The sequence below is a fragment of the Geobacter sp. DSM 9736 genome (assembly GCF_900187405.1).
GTDB lineage: Bacteria > Desulfobacterota > Desulfuromonadia > Geobacterales > Geobacteraceae > DSM-9736.
This window is the reverse complement of record NZ_LT896716.1, coordinates 1,445,333-1,466,190: the sequence shown is the minus strand read 5'-3', so window position 1 is coordinate 1,466,190 and position 20,858 is coordinate 1,445,333. Positions and strand designations below refer to the sequence as shown.

The following is a 20,858-nucleotide window of genomic DNA, read 5'->3' as shown; positions in this document are numbered from 1 at the left end:
CGCAGGGAGGTTCCCCGGACGGCGGTCATCGGGGCAGCGCGAACCTGAAGATTGTTCCCTCTTCTTCCGACGACGTAAAGGTTACTTTTCCGCCGAGCAGTTTTTCACCGAAAAGAAGCATCGAGTAGGTGCCGATCCCTCTGCCGGACCCCTCTTTTGGTGCTGAAGTTCCGCTGGAATATCCTGAGCTTTACCCGGTCTGCGATAGCAGTTCCATTCCATACGCAGAAAATCAGGAAGGCTTCCTCTTCTTCGAACCATATCTCGACCGCCCCGGATTCTTCTGTTGCTTCCAGGGCATTGGTGACCATGTTGCACATCACCCTCAATGCCAGTGATAGGTCGGTCCGGATGGAGATTTGCGGTGCAGGCTCCCGCACCTTCATGTACTTGTTCAACGACGCCGGGTGGCTCGTGAAGACGTTCTTCAGGTCGTTGAGGAGCTGCGGGGCCAGGGCTTCGCGCCGTGTCACCCGGTAGTCCTCGGCTCCGCTCTGGAACATGCTTTTCTGTATGGCGACTTCATCCGACAGGCGTAAGGCGGACTGAAACACCACCTGTGCCAGAGTCGATTCCCTGTTCTTTGCAGCGAGCATTTCACTGGCACCTATCAGACCCGTCAGCATATTGCTGATGTCGTGGAAAAAGGTTCTTTCCAGGGAGGCCCGCAGCTCTTCGAGCGTTATGTCCTGCAGGAACACAAGGACAAACCTGTTCCCTTCAAGCTTTATCGGATTGGCCCGGACTGAGAGGGAGGTGTCCAGCCTGACTCCGTCACGTTCTGCGGTAAGTGCGCAGATCCTTTCTGCCGGCTTCTCCTCGCCCAGGGCGGAGACGGTTGCGATGGCAGCTCCGCAGGTAGCGCAGTATTTAGTGGTTCCGCAGCCATGCGGCTCTTCGTGGGAGTGGATGCAGTGCAGCGCTTCCCCCAGCCGCAGCCCCAGAACCTCAGCCGGATCGCTGACGCCGAGCATCTGCAGGAATGAATCATTGAGAGCAACAACCTGCCTGTGCTCATCCAGAACCGCTATAAGTCCGCTCAGTGCATGCAGCAGTTCCCGGACTACTTCATTCTTGATGATGGTGTCGATTTCCTGCTTGAGGTCATCAGCACTGTTGCGTTCAGCGGTGGCAAAGTAGGTATCCATATTCCCTCCGAGGTTCAGGGCCGACGCGCCGAATTCCGAGATGGCAGGATGATAAGGCCTGGCTCATTATATGTCAATAACCGGGGTGGGTATGTGTGGGGAAAGGGGAGGGAAGTCCTGGCCGTGAGGGGCTGTAGCGCCGGCTTTTCGGTGCTGCTTCAAGTTCCTCCTGCGTATTGAGGACATTGCCGAAACTTTCTGCAGACCAAGTGGGCGAGTGGCAGGACGGGGGTAGGAGCGCAGAAGCTTGAGTGTCCCTAGGTTCTCCTAATGCTCCTCCCGGGAGTGGGATGCGTTTGCGTGAGATGGTTGGAATAGACATTAGGGCTTCAACTTTTCAACTTTGAAGCCTGACCCCATTACTCTGTTACGGTTAATGTCATCATTCTTCCCGTGTGCTAACCCCCCTTGCGGTGACACTCACCACATTTGATAGGTCCTCGATTTGCTTTTGAATGGCATCCCTTACAGGTTCTGTGTGCCCATTCTTTTCCTATTCCAGCTATCTTTCCAGTTTGTCCTTCATGACATGAATTGCATGCATTATTACCGTGCTGAGGATGTGAAAATGTAACTGCCCCATTTTTGGCGTTGAGCCGTACATGGTCGTGTGAAATTGTGCTTGAATGGCCAGCGCCAGGAGTGGCAGGCGTCACTCGGTTCGGTTGCATAAATTTAGGTGAAGAAATGGGTTTGCCTTGCAGTTCTTCGTGGGAAATGTACTTTGGTCTTGTGGCTTGTACCTTGAGATTCGGGCGCGCGTTTAGCTTGATTCCGGGTTCGACCCGACCCCTGAGCTGATCATGGTCTTCTTCGTGTGTTTTCTCCGAAGAATTGGGGATCACTGCCGCCATTATTGTCAGGTATCCGAGTAGGCTTTCTCGAACTCCTTTAATCGCGGAGACGGTTACCTGTTGCCCATCAGGAAGGTTTTGTATTTCAGGCTGATAAGTCGTCCAAGAATCAATTACTTTCAAATTAAGCCTAATAGTCTCCGGACACTGCTGCCCATTGAATGTGGCAAAGCTATTCTGTGCTTCGTCAAGCACAAGCTGTCGCCTGTAGATCAACGCCTCACTTCCCCAATCGCTCTCCAGCAGTTGCTGGAGAGGCCAGCTGAAGCTGGAAACCGTTCCATTTCGATAAATATCCATTGCAGGTGTCGCGGATAGTTCAACTCCAGGGCCTCCGAACAACGGGATTTCATGTCTTCTTGCGGACAAATGAGGTTGAATCGCTACAGGTATATTGTCATAGTAAACTTCTTTTAAAGGATACATTGCTTTTGCTTCATTTGCATTTCTCTCGACAGTTCCACATTCAGGGATGCCTATACGGCCTGTCAAATCGACACTCATTTCATTGATCATATCTAGCTTTGAACCATGTTCAAGGCTATACCAGAGGACATCGCCATGAGCTTTGCTTGTAGAAACTAATATCAAAATAAAAATAATTCTTTTCATAAAGTCTCCCTGTAGATAATTCAAAAAGCCAAAACAATTTTTCACTAATGTTAATGATTCAGGACGATGCCTCGCAAGGCTTGATTGTTACATACACACTGTAACTCAAGCTTTACGGCCTCCTTCAATGGTTCGGGCGAATATACATGACGCCGCAGGTAAAGTCAATACAGGCCAATTAAAAATAGCTCACGCATTAGGGCTTTTCTCTCGACCTTCAGCATCTGCCTTACAGTTATCTGGAAAAAACCATAATTCTGGGGTATTACTATGCTCGGCCATCATCCAGTTCCCCTGGCTAAGAGAACCGACGACCACCCATGCAGATAACACTCGACGACAAAAACAGCCTCAGCATTCCCGCCGACCTCCTCTCGAAGCTCGGCCTCAAGCCCGGAGACCGTGTGAACGTAGAGGTGGACGGGGAGGGGAGGCTCGTGCTTGTGAAGGTTTCGGAGCCTTCGGTTGTGCCGCTTCGCCAGGCCATCAGCCGGAAGAACCTGGAGACGCCGATCCGGTTCATCAAGGGGATCGGGCCTAAGCTTGCTGAGACCCTTTCCAAAAAGGGGATCGCCACGGTTGAAGACGCCCTCTACCTCCTGCCTCACCGGTACGAGGACAGGCGCACGATCCTTCCCATCGCGAAGCTCAAGCCGGGGGAGACGTGCGTCTTCCAGGGGGAGGTGGTGACCGCCGACGCGGTGACGACCAAGGGGGGGAGGCGGTTTTTCGAGGCGGTGGTGCGGGACGGCTCCGGGTCGATCACCTTCAAATGGTTCCGCTACCACCCGACATTCATGAAGAAGGCATGGAGCCCCGGCAAGCGGGGGATCTTCACAGGGGAGGTGTCGCAGTACGGCTTCATGCTGGAGGTCCACCACCCCGAGGTGGAATGGGTTTCGGCTTCCGAGGACCTCGATACCGTGATGGCGCGGGACCCCTTCAACTTCGGGCGTATCGTTCCCGTGTATCCGCTCACCGAAGGGCTCAACCAGAAGCTCATGCGCAAGGTGATGAAGGAGGTTGTGGACCATTTCGCCGACAGCGCTGCGAGCCACCTGCCCGAGCCGGTGGTGAAGTCGCATGCGCTCCTGCCGCTGCCCGGCGCGCTCCGGGAGGTCCATTTTCCCGAGGAGCTGCCGCTGGAGGAGCTGAACGGGAAGAAGACGCCTGCACATCAGACCCTCGCCTTCGACGAATTCTTCTACCTGGAACTGGGGCTCGCCCTCAAGAAGCGCGGTGTGGCCATGGAGGAGGGGATTTCCTTCGAGGTCACCCACCGCTACACCAAGGAGCTTCTGAAGCTCCTGCCGTTCCAGATGACGGGGGCCCAGCGCCGGGTTCTCTCGGAGATAAAGGCGGACATGATGGCGCCCCACCCGATGCACCGCCTCGTCCAGGGGGACGTCGGGTGCGGGAAGACTCTGGTGGCGCTCATGGCCGCTCTCGTGGCGGTGGAGAACGGCTATCAGGTGGCCATCATGGCCCCCACCGAGATACTCGCCGAGCAGCACTACCTCAACATCCACCGCTGGTGCGAAGAGCTCGGGATCAAGGTGACGCTCCTCACCGCGTCCCTCAAGGGGAAGGTGAGGACGGAACGGCTGAACGACATCGCGTCCGGGGAGGCCAAGATCGTCATCGGCACACACGCGGTGATCCAGGAGAAGGTGGAGTTTCACCGCCTGGGCCTCGGCATCATCGACGAGCAGCACCGCTTCGGGGTTCTCCAGCGTGGTATCCTTAAAAAGAAAGGTTGCAACCCGGATATCCTCGTCATGACCGCGACCCCGATCCCGCGGACCCTTGCGATGACGGTTTTCGGCGACCTCTCCCTCTCGGTGATAGACGAGCTGCCGCCGGGGAGGACGCCGGTTGAGACGAAGATCGCCTTCGAATCGCGCCGCGCCCAGGTGTACGGGATTGTCCGGGAGGAAGTGGCGAAGGGGCACCAGGCATACGTCATCTACCCCCTCGTGGAGGAGACGGAGAAGTCGGAGCTGAAGGCGGCGACCCAGATGGCGGAGCACCTGACGGCCGAGGTCTTCCCGGATCTCAAGGTGGGGCTTCTCCACGGGCGGATGAAGCCGGAGGAGAAGGAAGAGACTATGCGGGCCTTCAAGGAGCGTCGCCTCGACATCCTGGTGGCGACAACGGTGATCGAGGTGGGAATCGACGTTCCAAACGCGACGGTGATGGTGATCGAGCATGCCGAGCGCTTCGGGCTCTCCCAGCTCCACCAGCTGCGGGGGCGCGTAGGCAGGGGAGGGGGAAGGTCCCGCTGCATCCTCCTCACTCCTGGAAAACTGTCGGAGGATGGAGAAAAACGCCTCCGGGTGATGGAGCAGACCAGTGACGGGTTCAGGATCGCAGAGGCGGATCTGGAGATACGTGGCCCCGGCGACTTCCTGGGGACCCGGCAGGCGGGGATTCCCGATTTCCGTGTGGCTAGCATCCTCAGGGACGCCAGGATACTGGAGGAGGCGCGGCGTGAGGCTTTCGGCATAGTCGAGAAAGATTCGGCGCTGTCATGGCCCGAGCACGAAGGGCTTCGGGAAGAGCTTGTGCGCCGCTGGGGGGGTAGACTCGAACTGGCGGCAATCGCCTGAGCTGCAGCTCTTACCGTCGTTATTATCTATTGGAGGCTCAAAATGAGAAAACTGCATTTCCTTGTCGTTCTGCTGGCGCTTTTCATCACCGGATGTTCCGGCTACCGTTCTGCCGACACACCAGGGGCTCCATCTCCGGGTTACTACACGACCCGTGATCTGGAACTCGTCTGGCGCACGGAAATGACGGAAGACCGGCTTGCCGTTCAGGGATTTGCCAGGGACAAGCTCTACTCCGACCTGAAGGAGCTGAGTATTACGGCTACCCTTCTGGATGCCAGCGGCAAACGTCTCGGCACTGAAACATACACCTCGTTTCCTGCGAAGCTGGCCCCGAACCAGACGAACCCCTTCACCCTGAGTTTCCCCCTAAGGGCGAAGACGGAGCGCCCCTCGCGGATTCAGTTCTTCGTCAGCTACCACATTGTAGAAGGAAAGCTTTCCGATACACCTGCTTTTCACAGCTTCGAGGCGGATATCCCGCACTGACGGCTCTGCACGTTCATCAAATTGAAGAGTAATTTAAACGAACAGGAGGATTTATGGCTGAATTCAAGGGAGTAACCGTTGTTAAAAAGGCGAACATGTTCTTCGGCGGCGGAGTGACGAGCCGCACCCTGCTCTTTGCCGACGGCAGCAAGAAGACCCTCGGCATCGCCCAGCCGGGAGAATACACATTCAACACCCAGGTACCCGAATTCATGGAAATCCTGTCGGGTGAGACCGATGTGCAGATCGGCGACGGGGAATGGCGGATGGTGCAGGGGGGTGAGTCTTTCCAGGTTCCTGCCGGCTCAAGCTTCACGATGCGGGTGAGAACGGTCGTCGACTACTGCTGTTCCTTCCTGTAGGAGGCGACGCCATATTCGCGCCCTTCCGCCGCCGGCTCCTCCGCAGGCTCCTCGACGTAGCGCTGCTACGCCTGCGGTCCATCGGTCGTCGCCGACGACGGAATCATCGCGAATCTGACGCCGCCGGAGCGCTTGCGTCCTTCCGCCGCCGGCTTCTCCTCCTGCTCCTCGATGTAGCTTGGCTCAAGCCTGCGGGCCATCGGTGGTCGCCGACGTCGGAATCATCGCGAATCTGACGCCGCTGCTTACTTCGATGTGTGGGGGCTCTCTGCGGGTGCGACGATCTGACTGCTTTTGAGCGACCCCGAGTTTTTTTCACTATTTGTTATGGAAAAACGCATGGAAGTCTCATACGCCCCGGTCGTGGGGAGGTTCGCTCCCTCCCCGACCGGGCCTCTCCACGTAGGCTCGCTAGTGGCGGTCGTCGGCAGCTACCTAATGGCGAAACGTGAGGGGGGGGCGTGGCTCGTACGGATGGAGGATCTCGACACTCCGCGAGTCATCCCCGGGATGGATGCCGATATTCTTCGTACGCTGGAGGCGCTGGGTCTTCTGTGGGACGGAGAGGTGGTATACCAGAGCAATCGAACAAGCCTCTACCAAGAGGCTCTCGACGCCCTGGTGGAAAGAGGCTGCGCCTATCCCTGCGGATGCTCCCGCGCCGAAATTGCCCGCATCTCCTCCGCTCCTCACGGTACCGCCGGGGAGATAACCTATCCGGGCACGTGCCGCGCCGGACTTGCAGCAGGAAAGCCCCCTCGGGCAATCCGGCTGAAGGTTCAGGAGGAGCCGGTCTCCTTTAGCGACTGCATTCACGGGGATGTGAGCGAGAATCTGGCCGAGACGTGCGGTGACTTTGTGGTAAAGCGTGCCGACGGCCCTTTCGCCTATCATCTGGCGGTGGTTGTTGACGATGCCGCCCAGGGGGTGACACAGGTGGTGCGGGGTGCCGATCTCCTCTCATCGACGCCTCGTCAGATCCATCTGCAGCGCCTGCTCCAACTCCCTAGCCCCGCGTACTGCCATCTTCCGCTGGTTACCGGCCCCGATGGGGAAAAGCTGTCGAAGCGGGACTGCGCCGTCTCGATTTCGGCGGGAATGGACCTTGCCCGGGATGGAAGCCGTCTTCTCCGGGAAGTATTACGCTTTCTCGGCCAGAATCCTCCGGCAGTGCTTGCCGTTTCATCGACGGCGGAAGTACTTTCCTGGGCTCTCGGCTCCTTCGATCCGTCTCGGATTCCGACAAAAGCCGGGGCCCTACCTTTTACGCCGCCATTGGCTACCAGATAGGCGTCTCCCTCCCCCATATCCTAAATATGTCTGTGTAGAAAATTCCCCATCCCTTTGCGTAATATTCTCCGTGTTTGCCCAAGCTTCCACATTCACCGGTAAAAAGTGCAGCAATCTCAGCTGTGTCTGTTTATTTGGCAATTGGCATGGTGCTTGATATAGAGCAAGTGGTCCGTGGGGGCCGCAATGGCAGAGGTTGTAAAATGACGAAGAAAAGGATGATCGACTGGATATTGGTGGCTGCTGTCATAGTCTTTCTCTCAGCAGGAGCATTCCTTGTCAGGTCTTGGAGCGGCCCTAACTCCGTCGCCTATATCAGGACTTCCGGGGATGCAGTCGGTGGGTGCGGCGGCGGCTGCGGTGGGTGCTCTTCCGACGTGAGCAGGAATCTCAGGTGCCGCCCAGGAGTTGCCTGGGTTCAGCACGACAAGGCACAGGGAATGACGCTGGTGGCTTTCGATAACGCAGCCGTGAAACCCCAGGACCTGGTAACGGCGTACAGGGAGCGGGGTGTCGACAGCCGTATGGAGAGAATCGTAAGCCTTGAGCAGTATTACCGTACATGCCGCTCTTCGGGAGATAATCCCGATTGCGGTAAGCCTTGCGGTGGGAACTGTTCCACGGTTCGTTGAAAGGAGAAGAAATGAAGAGATTTTCGTTGAGGTTGGCGGCGCTGGTTCTAGTGATCAGTGCCCTTGGTGCAGGTGCGGTGTTCGCTCTGGTCAAGCGTACCCCTCCGGCGGATACGGTTGTCGTTCTCAGGACGATGGGGATGACATGTGGCGCCTGTGCGGGAAAAATCACCGATGCTCTCGAAGGCAAGGGGGGCATAGCTTCGGTACAGGTAGAGGTGGGAGAAGGGCGGGTTGCCGTTGCCTACGATTCCGGAGCCGTCAAGCCGGAAGCTATCGCGGAGCGGGTCACGGCGCTGGGGTATGGGAGCAGCATTCTTCAGGTCCTTCCGTCGGAGCGGTATGATGCTGCATCTGCCGGCGCTTCTGCCGGACAGTCTGGGTGCGGCTGCTGTAACAAGAACAAGTAAAGGTCAAGGGAGAGAGAGACATGAAACTGAAATCGCTTACGATATCCATCATTGTGCTGATGGTGGCAGCAGTGGCGGCGGCGTTCACCATTCCGGGGATGGGAAAAGCCCAGAAGGTGAAAGCAGTCAACGGTGCGGTAACCATAAGTTCCTCAAACCTGAATGATGGCAAAGCCAGATTCTACAAGATAAACGAGAATGGAAAGGAGATCGTCTTTTTCGTAGTCAGAGCGGCTGACGGCTCCGTCAAGGCCGCCTTCGATGCCTGCGATGCCTGTTACCGCGAGAAGAAAGGGTACGAGCAGAAGGGGGAGGTAATGGTATGTCGCAACTGCAACATGAAGTTCGCCATCGGCAGACTCGGCCCCAACGCTACCGGCGGCTGCAATCCTTCCTACCTGCCGCACCGGGAAGCCGGAGGGAACATCATCATCAGCGTCAACGACCTGAAGACGGGAAGCCGCTTCTTCTGATCCGAAGAATGAGAAAAAGGTAAAAGCGAATGAAGCTACATAATATATCCCTCAACAATCTGCGCCGGCGGAAGGGAAAGATGGCTTTCCTGACCCTGGGGCTTCTGGTCGGCATCGCCACCATCGTAACCCTCATCACTCTGACCAAATCCATGGAGCAGGACATCGAGCGGAAGATGGAGGAATTCGGTGCCAATATCCTGATAACACCCCAGAGCCAGGATCTGGCGATGAACTACGGGGGGATCAGCCTCGGCGGCATAACGTTCGACCAGCGCGAGATCCACGAGCAGGACCTGGCGAAGATAAAGACTATCCCGAACCATCGCAATATCTCCGCCGTCTCTCCGAAGGTCTTGGGGGGAGTCCGCATCGGGGACAGGAATGTCCTGCTCGTCGGGGTCGACTTCGATATGGAACTGAAGATGAAGCAGTGGTGGAGCGTCTTCGGCGAAACCCCCAAAAAAGAGCAGGATCTTCTGCTGGGAAGCGATGCGGCAAAGGCTCTCAACGTGATGACGGGGGACAAGGTCACGATAAAGGGAGAAGAGTTCGGTGTGGCGGGTATTCTCGATCAGACCGGATCACAGGATGATTCTCTGGTGTTCATGGCTCTTGCCAAGGCTCAGAAGGTGCTGGGCAAGGAAGGGAAGATCACGCTTGTGGAGGTTGCGGCTCTCTGCTCCGGCTGTCCCATCGGAGATATGGTGACGCAGATAGCGGAAAAACTTCCTGAAGCCAAGGTCTCGGCAATTCAGCAGGTCGTAGCCAGCCGCCTCCACGCCCTCGATCAGTTCAGGCGGTTCTCATACGCAATGGCCGGAGTTGTCGGCTTTATCGGCTCGCTTATCATATTTGTGACCATGATGGGGAGCGTGAACGAGCGGACCACCGAGATCGGCGTCTTCCGTGCCATCGGGTTCCGCCGCAGCCATATCATGCGAATCATCCTTCTGGAGGCGGCTCTGGTTGGGCTGCTGGCGGGACTGCTCGGATATGCTTCCGGCATGGGAGTGGCGAAGGCGGTGCTCCCCTTCATGGCTGAAAGCGGCAGCGCCGCGCTCGTCTGGGATGCCACCGTTGCTGCCGGGGCGGTAGCGCTTTCTCTTGTTCTCGGCCTGCTTGCGAGCCTTTACCCTGCTCTGCACGCGAGCAGGATGGATCCTACGGAAGCGCTGCGTGCACTGTAACGGCTGAACCAGCTTATAAAGGAAGGTTGCTATGGCAATAATAGCGGTAAATCATATCAGCAAGCAGTATCGGAGCGGCGACGAAACGGTCGAGGCGCTCTCAGGCGTCAGTATCGGAATCGACGAGGGTGAGTTCGTGACAATCATGGGCCAGTCGGGCTCGGGGAAAAGCACCCTTCTGGCCGTCCTCGGCGGCATGAACACCCCTTCGGACGGTACGGTGGAGATGGCCGGAACAGACATTTACGCCCTGAGCGGGGAGAAGCTTGCCGATTTCAGGGCTGAAAACCTGGGATTCGTCTTCCAGTCGTTTCACCTTGTTCCCTACCTGACAGCCCTCGAAAACGTAATGCTGCCCCTCGCCATCAAGAAAATGAAGCGTAGCGAGAAGATCTCGGCAGCCAGGGAAGCCCTGATGCGCGTCGGCCTTGCCGGAAAGGGGGGGCGTCTCCCCAATCAGCTTTCGGGGGGAGAGCAGGAGCGTGTGGCCATAGCACGCGCCATCGTCAACCGGCCGCGCATAATTCTTGCCGACGAGCCGACCGGGAATCTCGATTCCAAGAACAGCGAGGAAATCATGGCTCTTTTCCGGGATCTGAACGGCGAAGGGCAGACGGTGGTAATGGTGACGCACAACCCTGAGAACTGCGCCTATTCCGACCGGACGATTTTCCTCCGCGACGGGAAGGTAGTGGCCGAAGAGGAGGGGGTAAAGCCGCGGAAGGCTTGCCGCCTTTCCATCGCGTATAAAAAAGTTCCGAAAAAGTGTTGACGACATAAACAAGCTTTGTTATATAAAGAAGCTCGTTGAGCGGGAATAACTCAGTGGTAGAGTGCAACCTTGCCAAGGTTGAAGTCGCGGGTTCGAATCCCGTTTCCCGCTCCAGAAAAACAATTCAGGTTCAGGAAGTTTTCACGAACCTTTCACGACTCTCCCCGGTACTGTACCCATACGGAACCGGGGATTTGTTTTTTCCTGACTAAAAAATCCCCGTATATCTTTTCTGCCCCCTCTTTTCCCGGATCTGCCGTTCTTTCTCCTCAATGACCTGTCTTGCCGTTCCTTCAGCTTTTCAGGCACCCTGTAATCCAATGGTGGTTATGTTGAGCATTTTAAGAAAAAAAGCCAATTGATTTTGCCCAATCTATCTGTTACAAAGCGGGACAAATTTTTTTCTTAAGATGCATTCTAGGCGATAGTGGACATCACGTTAATAGGAGTTCAGGGCAGTTATGACTTCAGTTTGTCACTATGCCAAACTTGAGGGATTGTGGAAGACAAGGCATGCTTCAACTAAATATAATGTGAATGGAGGGATTATGATGAGTATCAAAAAATGTTTGCTGGCCGTGGTTGTGGTTAATCTTTGTGCTTATTCGTTTGGATGTGCAAATCACGTCAAGGTAGATACGATAGTAGAAGCAAATGTTGTTAGAACAAAGCTAAGTCATACTATAGATATTGAAACTAATACCGGATCATTGGTGACCTCTCCAGTTATAAATGCAAGTGTGCAAGAGAACAAAGCCTTTAAGGTGGCGACTTATGAATTGAAGACGGATTACGATGTTGTAACCCCATACCAGGGTGCGCGCGAGCTTTATGAATTTCCCGTGGGTGTTGCAGCGTTACCCGTTGCCGTTGTAGTAAATATGACTGATTTTCTTCTTTTTGGATTAGTTCCAAACAAATTCACGGACAGCTTGTTGGACTGGAGCTTTGCAGGTGTGAATCCGTTTCTGAATATCGAATCCGAGGAACGTACTGAGCGTACAGTTCTTAAATCCGACAAGAAATTGCTTGACGAAAAAGAAGAGCATATAAAGAAGCCATTGTTTAACCAGGAGATCATAGTTGTTGCTGGAGATGATGATCGCATGAAGATCACGCTTGATCAGAACGGCAAGGCGGAAATAAGCCTGATCAAGCTTAGCTCGGTCAGTAACAACATAGATCGGATCAAAATCCTTGCACAGGCTGAGGATGTGTTCGGCGAAAAGGAAATAGATGTGTCGAGGCAGTTAAGGAATCAATTGGAGCAGGCCAGCGTCATTACCAAGAAATATACAACCCTCGTTTTTAACGAAGCTAACCCCCAGGATGTTGAGAAGGTCGATCTGACCGTTCTTTCCAGGGATTTGATGTCCTTAAGCAAGCTGGGCTTCGAGGCCGATTCCCTTCGTATCGAAAAGAAGGCGATGTCCCTTATGTCCGAAACAAAGAAAAAGACATTTAAGGCTGAAATAGATAAGGCTTTGGCCCCTGATGCCCCAGCAGTTACTCTGACAACTGAGAAGACTGCCGATTCAAATTAACCCCCACCGAAAATTCCACAATATGACCAAGCGGGGAGAGGCAGGAATACTGCCTCTCTCTGCCTGATCAACAGAGTAACCTCTTGGCTGCATTGCTGGGAAAGCTTCAAGCGACTCGCATCTGACTAAATCCTGTCAAACGAAATATCCCTCCATCTCTTAAACTTGGGTACCTCTGTTTTTTGAATTGAAAGCGTTGGCGCTACTTCTGATTCCGCAGTTTTTGTAGGCAGACATCTTGCTCGACCACGAATTCTGCAGTTCTGTCAACTGTTTATCCACGTGGCTGATTGTATGCAATTTGTTGCATGCTTGCGTAATTATTGTGAAATATAGAGTTTTTATGCGCAGGATTTTGTTTTTCCACAAGACCTGTGGAAAACTTTTTCATAACTCTGTTGATTATGCGTAATACTGTTGTCGCAATCGTAATTTCTGCAGTATGCCTAATATTTATACAGTGCTCCAAAAAGTTGACAAGGGCTGAAAATGCCGGAGATTTGACCGGTAATTGACTGCTTCGTCATTGAGGCTCAGTCGACCAGGAGCCGATATGGCAACCCCCGAACCATTCCACCTCGCAACGCCGATGGTCTCAACCGAGAGAGAGCAGCATCTTCGTTCCGATCCCGATAAGCATGATCGCGAAGATCCTTTTAAGGTGAAGCACCGGCAGCCTGTGGGCGAGCCTTGCTCCTATGGGGGCGGTGCAGATGCTAGCACCGGAAATACCTATCAATGCTGGAATATAAACAAAGCCTGCACTCATCGAGGGTAGATTGGAAGCAGCGAGACCGTTGGCGATATAACCGATGGCTCCGGCTGCGGCGATTGGGAGCCCTATGGCTGCAGATGTGCCGATGGCGATGTGCAGAGGCGTATTGCACCAGAGCATGAAGGGCACGGACATGCTCCCACCGCCAATACCGACGAGGCTCGAAATGCAGCCTATGATGCTACCCGAAAACGACATCCCTGGCACTCCCGGAAGTTCACGGTGAGGAGCGGGTTTGACGTTTAGGAGCATTTGAACGGCCACGACGTAGATAAACAGGACAAAGAATCCCTTGAGGAATCCGGTGGTGAGACGGGCGGCAACCCAGGAGCCGAAAAGGGTGCCGGCGACGATGCCGGGAGAAATCCTCCTTACGATCTGCCACTTCACTGCCCCATGTGCATGGTGGGTGCGGAAACTGGATATCGAGGTAAAGACGATGCTGGCGAGGGACGTACCGAGAGAAAGATGAGCGATATGTTCCGCAGGCATGTTCTCCATGCTGAAGAGAAAGGTCAGCATAGGTACTATGATGATTCCTCCTCCGACCCCCAGAAGTCCGGCAAGAATCCCTGCGCACGATCCGACTAGCAGATAGGCCATCCAATAGATCATGTCCCCTCCATTGTTGGTGCCGGCTACTATAGGGGGTTGTGGAGCAATTCTCAACAGTTTTCCGGTTTTGCTGGCTTTCGATCATCACCCCTTCCACCTTGACAGGACTATGTGTTTACAGTACCTTCCCCTTCAGATTTCGGTAGGGGAGCCCGGTGAGCACACGCAAAGATAAATTGATCGAGAGTGCCGGAAAATTGATCGCCAAAGGGCAGTTGGATCGCGCGATCAGGGAGTACGAACAGGTCGTAGGTCTTGATCCTGCTGATATCAAGGCCCGCCAGAAGCTTGCGGAGCTCTTGGTCCGTGTGGGCCGCCACAAAGAGGCAATCGCTGCATACGAAGCGATAGGGACTTTCTACGCCGACAACGGCTACCACTTGAAGGCTATAGCGGTCTACAAGCAAATCCAGAAGCTCGATCCGGCCGATATCCGCACCGCTTTCAAACTTGCAGAGCTGAACCGTGAATATGGTTTTACCGGAAATGCCCTTAGCGAGTATGGAGTCGTTCTTCTCCGTTATCGGGAAGCCGGGGATCTCGAAGGCTCCGTGGCTGTCCTGGAGAAGATGATTCAGATCGACTCCGATAATCCTGATACACGGCTGCTGCTGGCTGAAACACGGTACGATTCAGGACTCACTGAGGAGGCTTACGGCGACTTCACTGCCCATGCGATGTTGCTTCTAAGGCGAGGTGAGATGCCTGCCTATGACAGAGCCTGTGCCCGAATTCAGAAGCTCTTCCCGGACCGGAATGATTACCTGCTGAACATGCTTTCTGTAAGGATTGATCAGGGCGATGCCGCAGGGGTTCTGCCGCAGCTCAGGGATCTGGTGGCGACTGCCCCGGATGATCCGAAGCCATGGCGTCTGCTGGCAGATGCCTACCGCAGCACAGCAGATCGCGCTGGTCTGAAGAGCCTCTTCCGCAAGATGTCCGCCCAGTTCATCACCGATCCCTATCCGCGTCAAGCCCTGATTGAGCTGATGCTTGAAGACGGAGGGGGGGAAGAGGCCCTGTCCCAGTTGGATATTTTCGTACCCGACTTCATACGGATCTCCGAGTTCGATGTGCCCGAGCGCCTATATATTGCCCTGTCCGAAAGGTATCCGGAGTACCAGGCAAGAATTCTTCAATCCGTGTCGGAGTTGTACGAGGCAGGGGGGGATACGGCTAAGCTCCAAGAAGCAGTACGGAGACTTCAGCTGCTGAAGGGACCTGATGCCCTTGCGGAAAATGGGTCTCCTGTATCTTCTGCCGCAGACCCCGGAGAACCGTACGTTGCCAAGGAGCCGGAGGATGAGTGGGAAGAGGAGCTTGACCTCTCTCTCATCGATGAAGTAGCTCAGGGAGGCGGCCCGGGTGTCATTACGCCGGCATTTCACGATCAGGTTGGTGGAAGTGACAGCTGTACGGGAAGAGCGGAATCTTCTAATCCCCCTTCAGATGCTGTTGAGGTCGAGGTCGATTTCGGCGAAGACTGGGGGATGATGCATGAAGAGTCGGTTCATGGAAGCGGCCCTGTTTCCGGAGATGCTGACCTGCCTACTTTCATTGAATTCTCCGATGCAGTAGATAATCTCTTTGGTGGAGGGTTCGCAGGCGGGTCCCCAGGGGAAGGCTTTTCAGGTGATTTGCAGCTTTCCCCAGGCGCGACAAGCGGGGAAGAGCGGGGAGGGGACGATGCTCAGGCGCACTACGACCTCGGATTGGCTTACAAGGAAATGAGGCTTTTCGACGAAGCGATCGCGGAGTTCAGGATGGCGGCTGGAGACCCACTCAAGAAAGGCGTGTGTCTTGTTCTTGAAGGCATCTGTTACCGTGAGAAGGGTGAGGCACAGAAAGCGGAGGAGGTTTTGCGTGCGGCCCTCTCCAGAGAAGGGGCAACCCAGGAGGAGGCAGCCGGAGCTTCATACGAGCTCTCTAGGCTCTGCGCAGCCGCTGGCCGTTCGGAGGAAGCGGAACTCCTACTGAAACAGGCAGCTTCCCTCTCTCCCGACTTTCGAGATCTGCACGTTCGGTAGAGAGGGGGGGGGAAACCCGTTTTAGTGTTTAAAGACGCAGACCTAGCCTGAGAAGGGTGCCATCAGGTTCAATGGCGGAACGAAACGGAGCGGTGCCGTGAAGAAGTCCCCTTCGTAGCTGTCCGGCAGCGGGGCAAGCGGTCCTGCCGCCTGCAGCGCCTGCACCATGAGGCGGTCCTCAGCCACATTTCCGGAGCCTTGCAGCAGCTTCATGTCGACGATGGCACCATCTCGTGATACGGTCACCATCATTACTGCGCCGCGCTGTACAACAGTTTCCTTCCCTTTTTGTTCCCACCAGCTTTCGTTGAACTGTGCCAGCATCGAGAGATAGTACTCCCGCATGTCATCGCGCAGCGTCCTGCCATCGGAAATGCTGCCGAAATGACCATTGGCGATGCCGAACTGGAGGGACGCCTGCTGAAACCCCTGCTGACGGGGGGGGGCGGCTTCCGCGGCTGTTTCAGCCGGCGGGGCAGGTTGCTCTTCCTGGATCTCAGCGGGAGCAGGCGTTTTTTCTGCAGGTACGGCGGGCGCTGCCTGTTCGGCAGGGGCCGCGACCGGTTCCATCATCTTCAAGTCCAAGTATTGCACCACCGGGGCTCCCCCCGATCCTCTCTGCATCATGAGAAATGCAAAAGAGAAAAACACGTGCACCAGCAGCGAAAACACCACCATACGGCTGAAACGCTCATTGCCCCCTCCGTTTGCGAACAGGGGGAATTGGGACGTCTGCTCTCGATTCATCAGTCTTCCTTTTAACTTAATGCTGCCTATCCGGCAGCGGTCTCACCTTTCATTAGCAAGAAAAAGGCCACCCAACTAAAAAAGGAGGCGCCTGACGGCGCCTCCCGGGTTCGCATATTTCGTGTTGCTTATCCTTGTGCGTCGACCACCGCAATGGCAGCCATGTTTACGATATCCGATACATCGTCTCCACGCTGCAGCACGTGCACAGGTTTTTTCATTCCCATCAGGATCGGGCCTACAGTTTCAGCTCCCCCTATATGATGAAGGAGCTTGTAGCAGATATTCCCGGAGTTTAGGTCGGGGAAGATGAGGGTGTTGGCCTGTGCTTTGAGAGCCGCAAAGGGAAAGCTCTTCTCGAGCATCTCTGTTATCACTGCGGTGTCGGCCTGCATTTCGCCATCTACAATGAGTCCCGGAGCGCGTTCCTTGACGATCTCCACGGCACGCTTCACTTTGAGCGTCTGGGGATGCTGCACCGAACCGAAGTTCGAGAAGGAGAGCATGGCGATCTTCGGTTCTATATCCAGCATTCTCGCTTTTTCCGCGGCGAGAATGGCGGTCTCGGCCAACTCTTCCGGTGTGGGTTCGATGCAGACTGTGGTATCCGCAAGCAGGAAAATTCCTTTCTTCGATACCATGAGGTACAGGCCGTGGACGCTGGAAAGCCCCTCCTGCTTCCCTATAACTTCCAGGGCGGGACGTATCGTTTCTGGGTAGTGGGTGTCGATGCCCGACAGAAGGGTGTCAGCGTCTCCCATGCGGACCATCATACAGCCGAAATGGGTGCGGGATTTCCGCGTCACCAGCCGCCGCGCTTCGGACAGCGTCATTCCCTTCCGTTGCCGCAGCTGGAAGAGCTCCTGTGCGTACTCTTCCGCCCGTTCGAAGGTGGCGGGATTGATGACCTGGACGTTGCCGTTCAGATCAAGGCCAAGTTCAGCGATGACGCTCCGTATCTTCTCCTCGTTCCCGACGAGTATCGGATGTGCGATTCCCTCTTCCACCAGGATATGAGCTGCGCGCAGTATCTTCTCGTTGTCACCTTCGACGAAGACGATGCGTTTCGGGTCGCTCTTCGCCTTGTTGATGATCATTCTGAGGGTTTCTTTCGCCATTCCCTGGAGCGATTCGAGTTGCTCTACGTATTTCGCCAGGTCCTGTATCGGTTGGCGGGCAACCCCGGAGTCCATGGCGGCCTTGGCTACTGCCGGGGCAACCCTCAGAAGCGCCCGGGGATCGAAGGGCTTGGGTATGATGTATTCTGGGCCGAAAGTGAATTTCTTATTTCCATATGCCCGGCAGACGGAGTCGGGGCATTCCTCTCGCGCCAGGTCGGCAAGGGCGAAGACGGCTGCCTTTTTCATATCCTCATTGATGGTTGTCGCACGTACATCAAGTGCGCCCCGGAAGATGAAGGGGAAGCCGAGGACATTGTTCACCTGGTTCGGGTAGTCGGAACGGCCGGTGGCGACAAGGACGTCGCCACGTACCGCACGCGCTTCTTCCGGAGTGATCTCCGGATCCGGGTTAGCCATGGCGAAGATGATGGGATTGGCGGCCATTTTGCGGACCATGTCGGGGGTGAAGGCACCCTTTGACGAGAGCCCGAACAGCACGTCGGCGCCTTCCGCAGCCTCTTCCAGGGTTCGCAGCGGGGTGTCGACCGCGAACCGTTCTTTGTACTTGTTCATACCGTCTGTGCGCCCCTTGTAGATGACCCCCTTGGTGTCGCACATTATGAGGTTTTCCTTCTTCAATCCGAGAGATATGGCAAGGTTGGCGCACGCGATGGCGGAGGCACCGGCGCCGTTGACGACCAGCCGGATCTCCTCCATTTTCTTGCCGATCAGCTCCAGCGCATTGATCAGTCCGGCTGCGGATATGATGGCGGTGCCGTGCTGGTCATCGTGGAAGACAGGGATGTTCATCGTTTTCTTCAGCTCCTCCTCGATGTAAAAGCACTCGGGAGCTTTGATGTCTTCCAGGTTGATGCCGCCGAAGGTGGGTTCGAGGAGCTGGCATGTACGTATGACTTCATCGGGGTCTTCGCTGTTGATTTCTATATCGAAGACATCAATATCCGCAAACCTCTTGAAGAGTATTCCCTTTCCTTCCATCACCGGTTTTCCTGCGAGAGCGCCGATGTTACCAAGGCCAAGGACGGCGGTCCCGTTTGAAATGACGGCTACGAGGTTGCCCTTGGCGGTATATTTGTACGCATCTTCCGGGTTCTTCTCTATTTCAAGGCACGGCTCGGCGACGCCTGGCGAGTAGGCGAGCGAAAGATCGCGGGAGGTCGAGCACGGCTTGGAGGATATGACCTCAATCTTTCCTTTACGCCCACTGGAATGGTAATCCAAGGCTTCCTGCTTTTTACTCATTTCCTCCTCCTTCTGGTTCTTTAGTTTTGGTAAAATTTATTCCACTCAAACAAATGTCTCGCGCAATCCAATTAAGCAAAGTCTCGAATTTGACAGACATTATTCCCTTTGTTTTGTCCTGTCAAGAATTTTATTCCGAGTAAAATAAAAAAAGATTTTACAAAAAATGCCGCGGTTTTTATCGTTGTCAAAAGTGCCTGTTTGAACGATAATTTCTCCCCGTTTGAAATCTGATGTTGGGAGAGGAGGAAGCATGGAAAGGCTCTGGGCTCCGTGGCGTATGGAATACATCCTCAATGAAAAGCCTTCCGGCTGCATCTTCTGCGGTATCGACTCGTCCACCGGGGACCGGGAGAGGCTGATCCTTTACCGCAGTAAGCATTCGTTCATAATGCTCAACCGATATCCGTACACCAACGGCCACCTCCTCATCGTCCCGTACAGACACACCGCCGACCTGAACGATCTTGCAGAATACGAGATGCTCGACCTGTTCGAAACCCTAACGCTTGCACGCAATGTACTACATGAGGTTGCATCTCCCGATGGATACAACATAGGCATGAATCTGGGGAAAGCTGCCGGAGCCGGTGTGGATGAACACCTCCACATGCATATCGTCCCCCGATGGAGCGGCGATACGAACTATATGTCAGTTCTGTCAGATGTGCGTGTCATGCCGGAGAATCTCCTTACAACCTACGATACACTGATCCGCAGGTTCCCGAAACCCGCCGGGAATCTACCATAACAGCTTCCGCTGTTTCCCGCCACTTCATTCCAATTACCAAACTGCCGATAGGTAGCACGAGGAGGAAGACATGAAGCGGATCGGCATACTCACGGGGGGTGGTGACTGTCCCGGACTTAACGCAGTCATCAGGGGGGTCGTCAAGGGAGCGATCATCGGCAGGGGCTGGGAAGTGGTTGGAATAGAGGACGGCTTCGACGGGCTGCTCGACCAGAAAAAAATGAGGGGTTTAACCCTTGACGATGTCCGCGGCATACTTCCCCGAGGGGGCACGATCCTCGGAACTACCAATCGAGGTAATCCATTTTCTTCTGCCGTCGAACGCAACGGAAGAATCGAGACGGTCGATCTCTCGGCGAGGGTGCTGGCTAACATCAAGAAGCGTTGTATCGATGCCATCGTTGTCATCGGTGGAGAAGGGTCGCTCAAGATCGCCCTGGAGCTTATGAACCACGGCATTCCGATTGTCGGTGTCCCTAAGACGATCGATAACGACCTTCTCGAGACGGATGTCACGTTCGGCTACAATACCGCTCTGGAGACCGCTACCGACGCTCTCGACAAGCTTCACTCCACTGCAGAGAGTCACCATCGGGTAATGGTGATGGAAGTCATGGGACGATATGCGGGTTGGATAGCACTCGAATCGGGAATTGCCGGTGGTGCCGATGTCATTCTCATTCCCGAGATTCCTTTCGACCTTCAGAGAATTTGCGATGCCATAGAACAGCGACGCCGCAGAGGGAGCCGCTTCAGCATAGTCGTCGCCGCAGAGGGAGCTTTTCCCCGTGGTGGAGGGCGCCGGGTTAAGGCCGGGCCGGATGCGAGGCATGCGGTGGAACGCCTCGGTGGAATCGGAGAATTTGTTGCAAAAGAGGTTGGGGAACTCCTCGATATGGATACGCGTGTAACCGTTCTCGGCCACCTTCAGCGCGGCGGCTCCCCCTCCACGTTCGACAGGTGTCTCGGTAGCCGCTTCGGAATAAAGGCTGTCGAATTGCTGGAGGATGGTAATTTCGGACAAATGGCTTGTCTGAAGGGGCGGGAGATCAGGTCCGTCCCCATTGAGAGGGCCATAAGGAAGCTAAAGTTGGTCAATGCTTCTGGCGAAATGGTTACCTGTGCCGAGGAATTGGGAATTGCTTTGGGAAGATGATGTCGCACCTGTAGTCAT

At 55.1% G+C, this 20,858-nt stretch carries 18 protein-coding genes and 1 tRNA gene; 14 read left to right on the top strand and 5 right to left on the bottom strand.

Going from position 1 to position 20,858, the window contains the following annotated elements; all coding sequences use genetic code 11:
* Positions 1–104 precede the first annotated feature (104 nt).
* Both CFB04_RS06880 and CFB04_RS18315 read right to left on the bottom strand, forming a co-directional pair.
* Positions 105–1,148 (bottom strand): PAS domain-containing protein, encoded by a 1,044-nt coding sequence (locus CFB04_RS06880; protein ID WP_231934410.1) that lies wholly within the window; start codon positions 1,146–1,148, stop codon positions 105–107.
* Positions 1,149–1,546: 398 nt separating this feature from the next.
* Entirely contained in the window at positions 1,547–2,614 is a 1,068-nt protein-coding gene (locus CFB04_RS18315) for a cytochrome c3 family protein (RefSeq protein WP_231934409.1), read from the bottom strand.
* 320 nt (positions 2,615–2,934) lie between these two features.
* Here CFB04_RS18315 and recG point away from each other — a divergent pair, with 320 nt between their 5' ends.
* The 11 genes from recG to CFB04_RS06820 all read left to right on the top strand — a co-directional run bounded on the left by recG (position 2,935) and on the right by CFB04_RS06820 (position 12,385).
* Positions 2,935–5,223: an ATP-dependent DNA helicase RecG gene (gene recG, locus CFB04_RS06870; RefSeq protein WP_088534585.1), complete on the top strand. Its 2,289-nt coding sequence runs from the start codon at positions 2,935–2,937 to the stop codon at positions 5,221–5,223.
* A 42-nt stretch (positions 5,224–5,265) separates the two neighbouring features.
* The gene (locus CFB04_RS06865) at positions 5,266–5,712 is read left to right on the top strand and encodes an FxLYD domain-containing protein (RefSeq protein WP_088534584.1); all 447 of its coding nucleotides are present in this window, start codon (positions 5,266–5,268) and stop codon (positions 5,710–5,712) included.
* Positions 5,713–5,765: 53 nt separating this feature from the next.
* Entirely contained in the window at positions 5,766–6,074 is a 309-nt protein-coding gene (locus tag CFB04_RS06860; protein ID WP_088534583.1) for a pyrimidine/purine nucleoside phosphorylase, read from the top strand.
* A 339-nt stretch (positions 6,075–6,413) separates the two neighbouring features.
* Positions 6,414–7,364, top strand: a complete 951-nt coding sequence (gene gluQRS, locus CFB04_RS06855; protein ID WP_088534582.1) for a tRNA glutamyl-Q(34) synthetase GluQRS — start codon at positions 6,414–6,416, stop codon at positions 7,362–7,364.
* A gap of 203 nt (positions 7,365–7,567) precedes the next feature.
* The gene (locus tag CFB04_RS06850) at positions 7,568–7,996 is read left to right on the top strand and encodes a hypothetical protein (RefSeq protein WP_088534581.1); all 429 of its coding nucleotides are present in this window, start codon (positions 7,568–7,570) and stop codon (positions 7,994–7,996) included.
* An 11-nt stretch (positions 7,997–8,007) separates the two neighbouring features.
* Entirely contained in the window at positions 8,008–8,406 is a 399-nt protein-coding gene (locus tag CFB04_RS06845) for a heavy-metal-associated domain-containing protein (protein WP_088534580.1), read from the top strand.
* Between the two features lie 20 nt (positions 8,407–8,426).
* Entirely contained in the window at positions 8,427–8,879 is a 453-nt protein-coding gene (locus CFB04_RS06840) for a DUF2318 domain-containing protein (RefSeq protein ID WP_088534579.1), read from the top strand.
* A gap of 29 nt (positions 8,880–8,908) precedes the next feature.
* Positions 8,909–10,069: an FtsX-like permease family protein gene (locus CFB04_RS06835; RefSeq protein ID WP_088534578.1), complete on the top strand. Its 1,161-nt coding sequence runs from the start codon at positions 8,909–8,911 to the stop codon at positions 10,067–10,069.
* 31 nt (positions 10,070–10,100) lie between these two features.
* On the top strand, positions 10,101–10,841 hold the full coding sequence (locus CFB04_RS06830; protein WP_088534577.1) for an ABC transporter ATP-binding protein: 741 nt from the start codon (positions 10,101–10,103) through the stop codon (positions 10,839–10,841).
* A gap of 39 nt (positions 10,842–10,880) precedes the next feature.
* Positions 10,881–10,955 (top strand) — tRNA-Gly (locus CFB04_RS06825).
* 434 nt (positions 10,956–11,389) lie between these two features.
* Positions 11,390–12,385, top strand: a complete 996-nt coding sequence (locus tag CFB04_RS06820) for a hypothetical protein (RefSeq protein WP_088534576.1) — start codon at positions 11,390–11,392, stop codon at positions 12,383–12,385.
* A 595-nt stretch (positions 12,386–12,980) separates the two neighbouring features.
* Here the strand turns inward: CFB04_RS06820 and CFB04_RS06815 are convergent.
* Entirely contained in the window at positions 12,981–13,775 is a 795-nt protein-coding gene (locus CFB04_RS06815) for a sulfite exporter TauE/SafE family protein (RefSeq protein WP_088534575.1), read from the bottom strand.
* 155 nt (positions 13,776–13,930) lie between these two features.
* On the opposite strand from CFB04_RS06815, the gene CFB04_RS06810 reads away from it, so the two are divergent.
* Positions 13,931–15,802 carry a tetratricopeptide repeat protein gene (locus tag CFB04_RS06810; RefSeq protein WP_088534574.1) on the top strand — a complete coding sequence of 624 codons (1,872 nt, stop codon included), beginning with the start codon at positions 13,931–13,933 and terminating at the stop codon, positions 15,800–15,802.
* Between the two features lie 42 nt (positions 15,803–15,844).
* Here the strand turns inward: CFB04_RS06810 and CFB04_RS06805 are convergent, their stop codons facing one another.
* Both CFB04_RS06805 and CFB04_RS06800 read right to left on the bottom strand, forming a co-directional pair.
* Positions 15,845–16,549 carry a TonB C-terminal domain-containing protein gene (locus CFB04_RS06805; RefSeq protein WP_088534573.1) on the bottom strand — a complete coding sequence of 235 codons (705 nt, stop codon included), beginning with the start codon at positions 16,547–16,549 and terminating at the stop codon, positions 15,845–15,847.
* A 128-nt stretch (positions 16,550–16,677) separates the two neighbouring features.
* On the bottom strand, positions 16,678–18,933 hold the full coding sequence (locus CFB04_RS06800; protein ID WP_088534572.1) for an NADP-dependent malic enzyme: 2,256 nt from the start codon (positions 18,931–18,933) through the stop codon (positions 16,678–16,680).
* A 253-nt stretch (positions 18,934–19,186) separates the two neighbouring features.
* Between CFB04_RS06800 and CFB04_RS06795 the strand changes: the two genes are divergently transcribed.
* Positions 19,187–19,684, top strand: coding sequence for an HIT domain-containing protein (locus CFB04_RS06795; protein ID WP_088534571.1), 498 nt, complete (start codon positions 19,187–19,189; stop codon positions 19,682–19,684).
* Positions 19,685–19,754: 70 nt separating this feature from the next.
* On the top strand, positions 19,755–20,840 hold the full coding sequence (locus tag CFB04_RS06790; RefSeq protein WP_088534570.1) for a 6-phosphofructokinase: 1,086 nt from the start codon (positions 19,755–19,757) through the stop codon (positions 20,838–20,840).
* The last annotated feature ends 18 nt before the right edge of the window (positions 20,841–20,858 follow it).

Coding starts and splice junctions, on each gene's coding strand:
- gluQRS (WP_088534582.1), top strand. CDS start 6,414: ATGGAAGTCTCATACGCCCCGGTCGTGGGGAGGTTCGCTCCCTCCCCG.
- CFB04_RS06790 (WP_088534570.1), top strand. CDS start 19,755: ATGAAGCGGATCGGCATACTCACGGGGGGTGGTGACTGTCCCGGACTT.
- recG (WP_088534585.1), top strand. CDS start 2,935: ATGCAGATAACACTCGACGACAAAAACAGCCTCAGCATTCCCGCCGAC.
- CFB04_RS06850 (WP_088534581.1), top strand. CDS start 7,568: ATGACGAAGAAAAGGATGATCGACTGGATATTGGTGGCTGCTGTCATA.
- CFB04_RS06860 (WP_088534583.1), top strand. CDS start 5,766: ATGGCTGAATTCAAGGGAGTAACCGTTGTTAAAAAGGCGAACATGTTC.
- CFB04_RS06820 (WP_088534576.1), top strand. CDS start 11,390: ATGATGAGTATCAAAAAATGTTTGCTGGCCGTGGTTGTGGTTAATCTT.
- CFB04_RS06845 (WP_088534580.1), top strand. CDS start 8,008: ATGAAGAGATTTTCGTTGAGGTTGGCGGCGCTGGTTCTAGTGATCAGT.
- CFB04_RS06880 (WP_231934410.1), bottom strand. CDS start 1,148: ATGGATACCTACTTTGCCACCGCTGAACGCAACAGTGCTGATGACCTC.
- CFB04_RS06840 (WP_088534579.1), top strand. CDS start 8,427: ATGAAACTGAAATCGCTTACGATATCCATCATTGTGCTGATGGTGGCA.
- CFB04_RS06865 (WP_088534584.1), top strand. CDS start 5,266: ATGAGAAAACTGCATTTCCTTGTCGTTCTGCTGGCGCTTTTCATCACC.
- CFB04_RS18315 (WP_231934409.1), bottom strand. CDS start 2,614: ATGAAAAGAATTATTTTTATTTTGATATTAGTTTCTACAAGCAAAGCT.
- CFB04_RS06835 (WP_088534578.1), top strand. CDS start 8,909: ATGAAGCTACATAATATATCCCTCAACAATCTGCGCCGGCGGAAGGGA.
- CFB04_RS06830 (WP_088534577.1), top strand. CDS start 10,101: ATGGCAATAATAGCGGTAAATCATATCAGCAAGCAGTATCGGAGCGGC.
- CFB04_RS06805 (WP_088534573.1), bottom strand. CDS start 16,549: ATGAATCGAGAGCAGACGTCCCAATTCCCCCTGTTCGCAAACGGAGGG.
- CFB04_RS06800 (WP_088534572.1), bottom strand. CDS start 18,933: ATGAGTAAAAAGCAGGAAGCCTTGGATTACCATTCCAGTGGGCGTAAA.
- CFB04_RS06795 (WP_088534571.1), top strand. CDS start 19,187: ATGGAAAGGCTCTGGGCTCCGTGGCGTATGGAATACATCCTCAATGAA.
- CFB04_RS06815 (WP_088534575.1), bottom strand. CDS start 13,775: ATGATCTATTGGATGGCCTATCTGCTAGTCGGATCGTGCGCAGGGATT.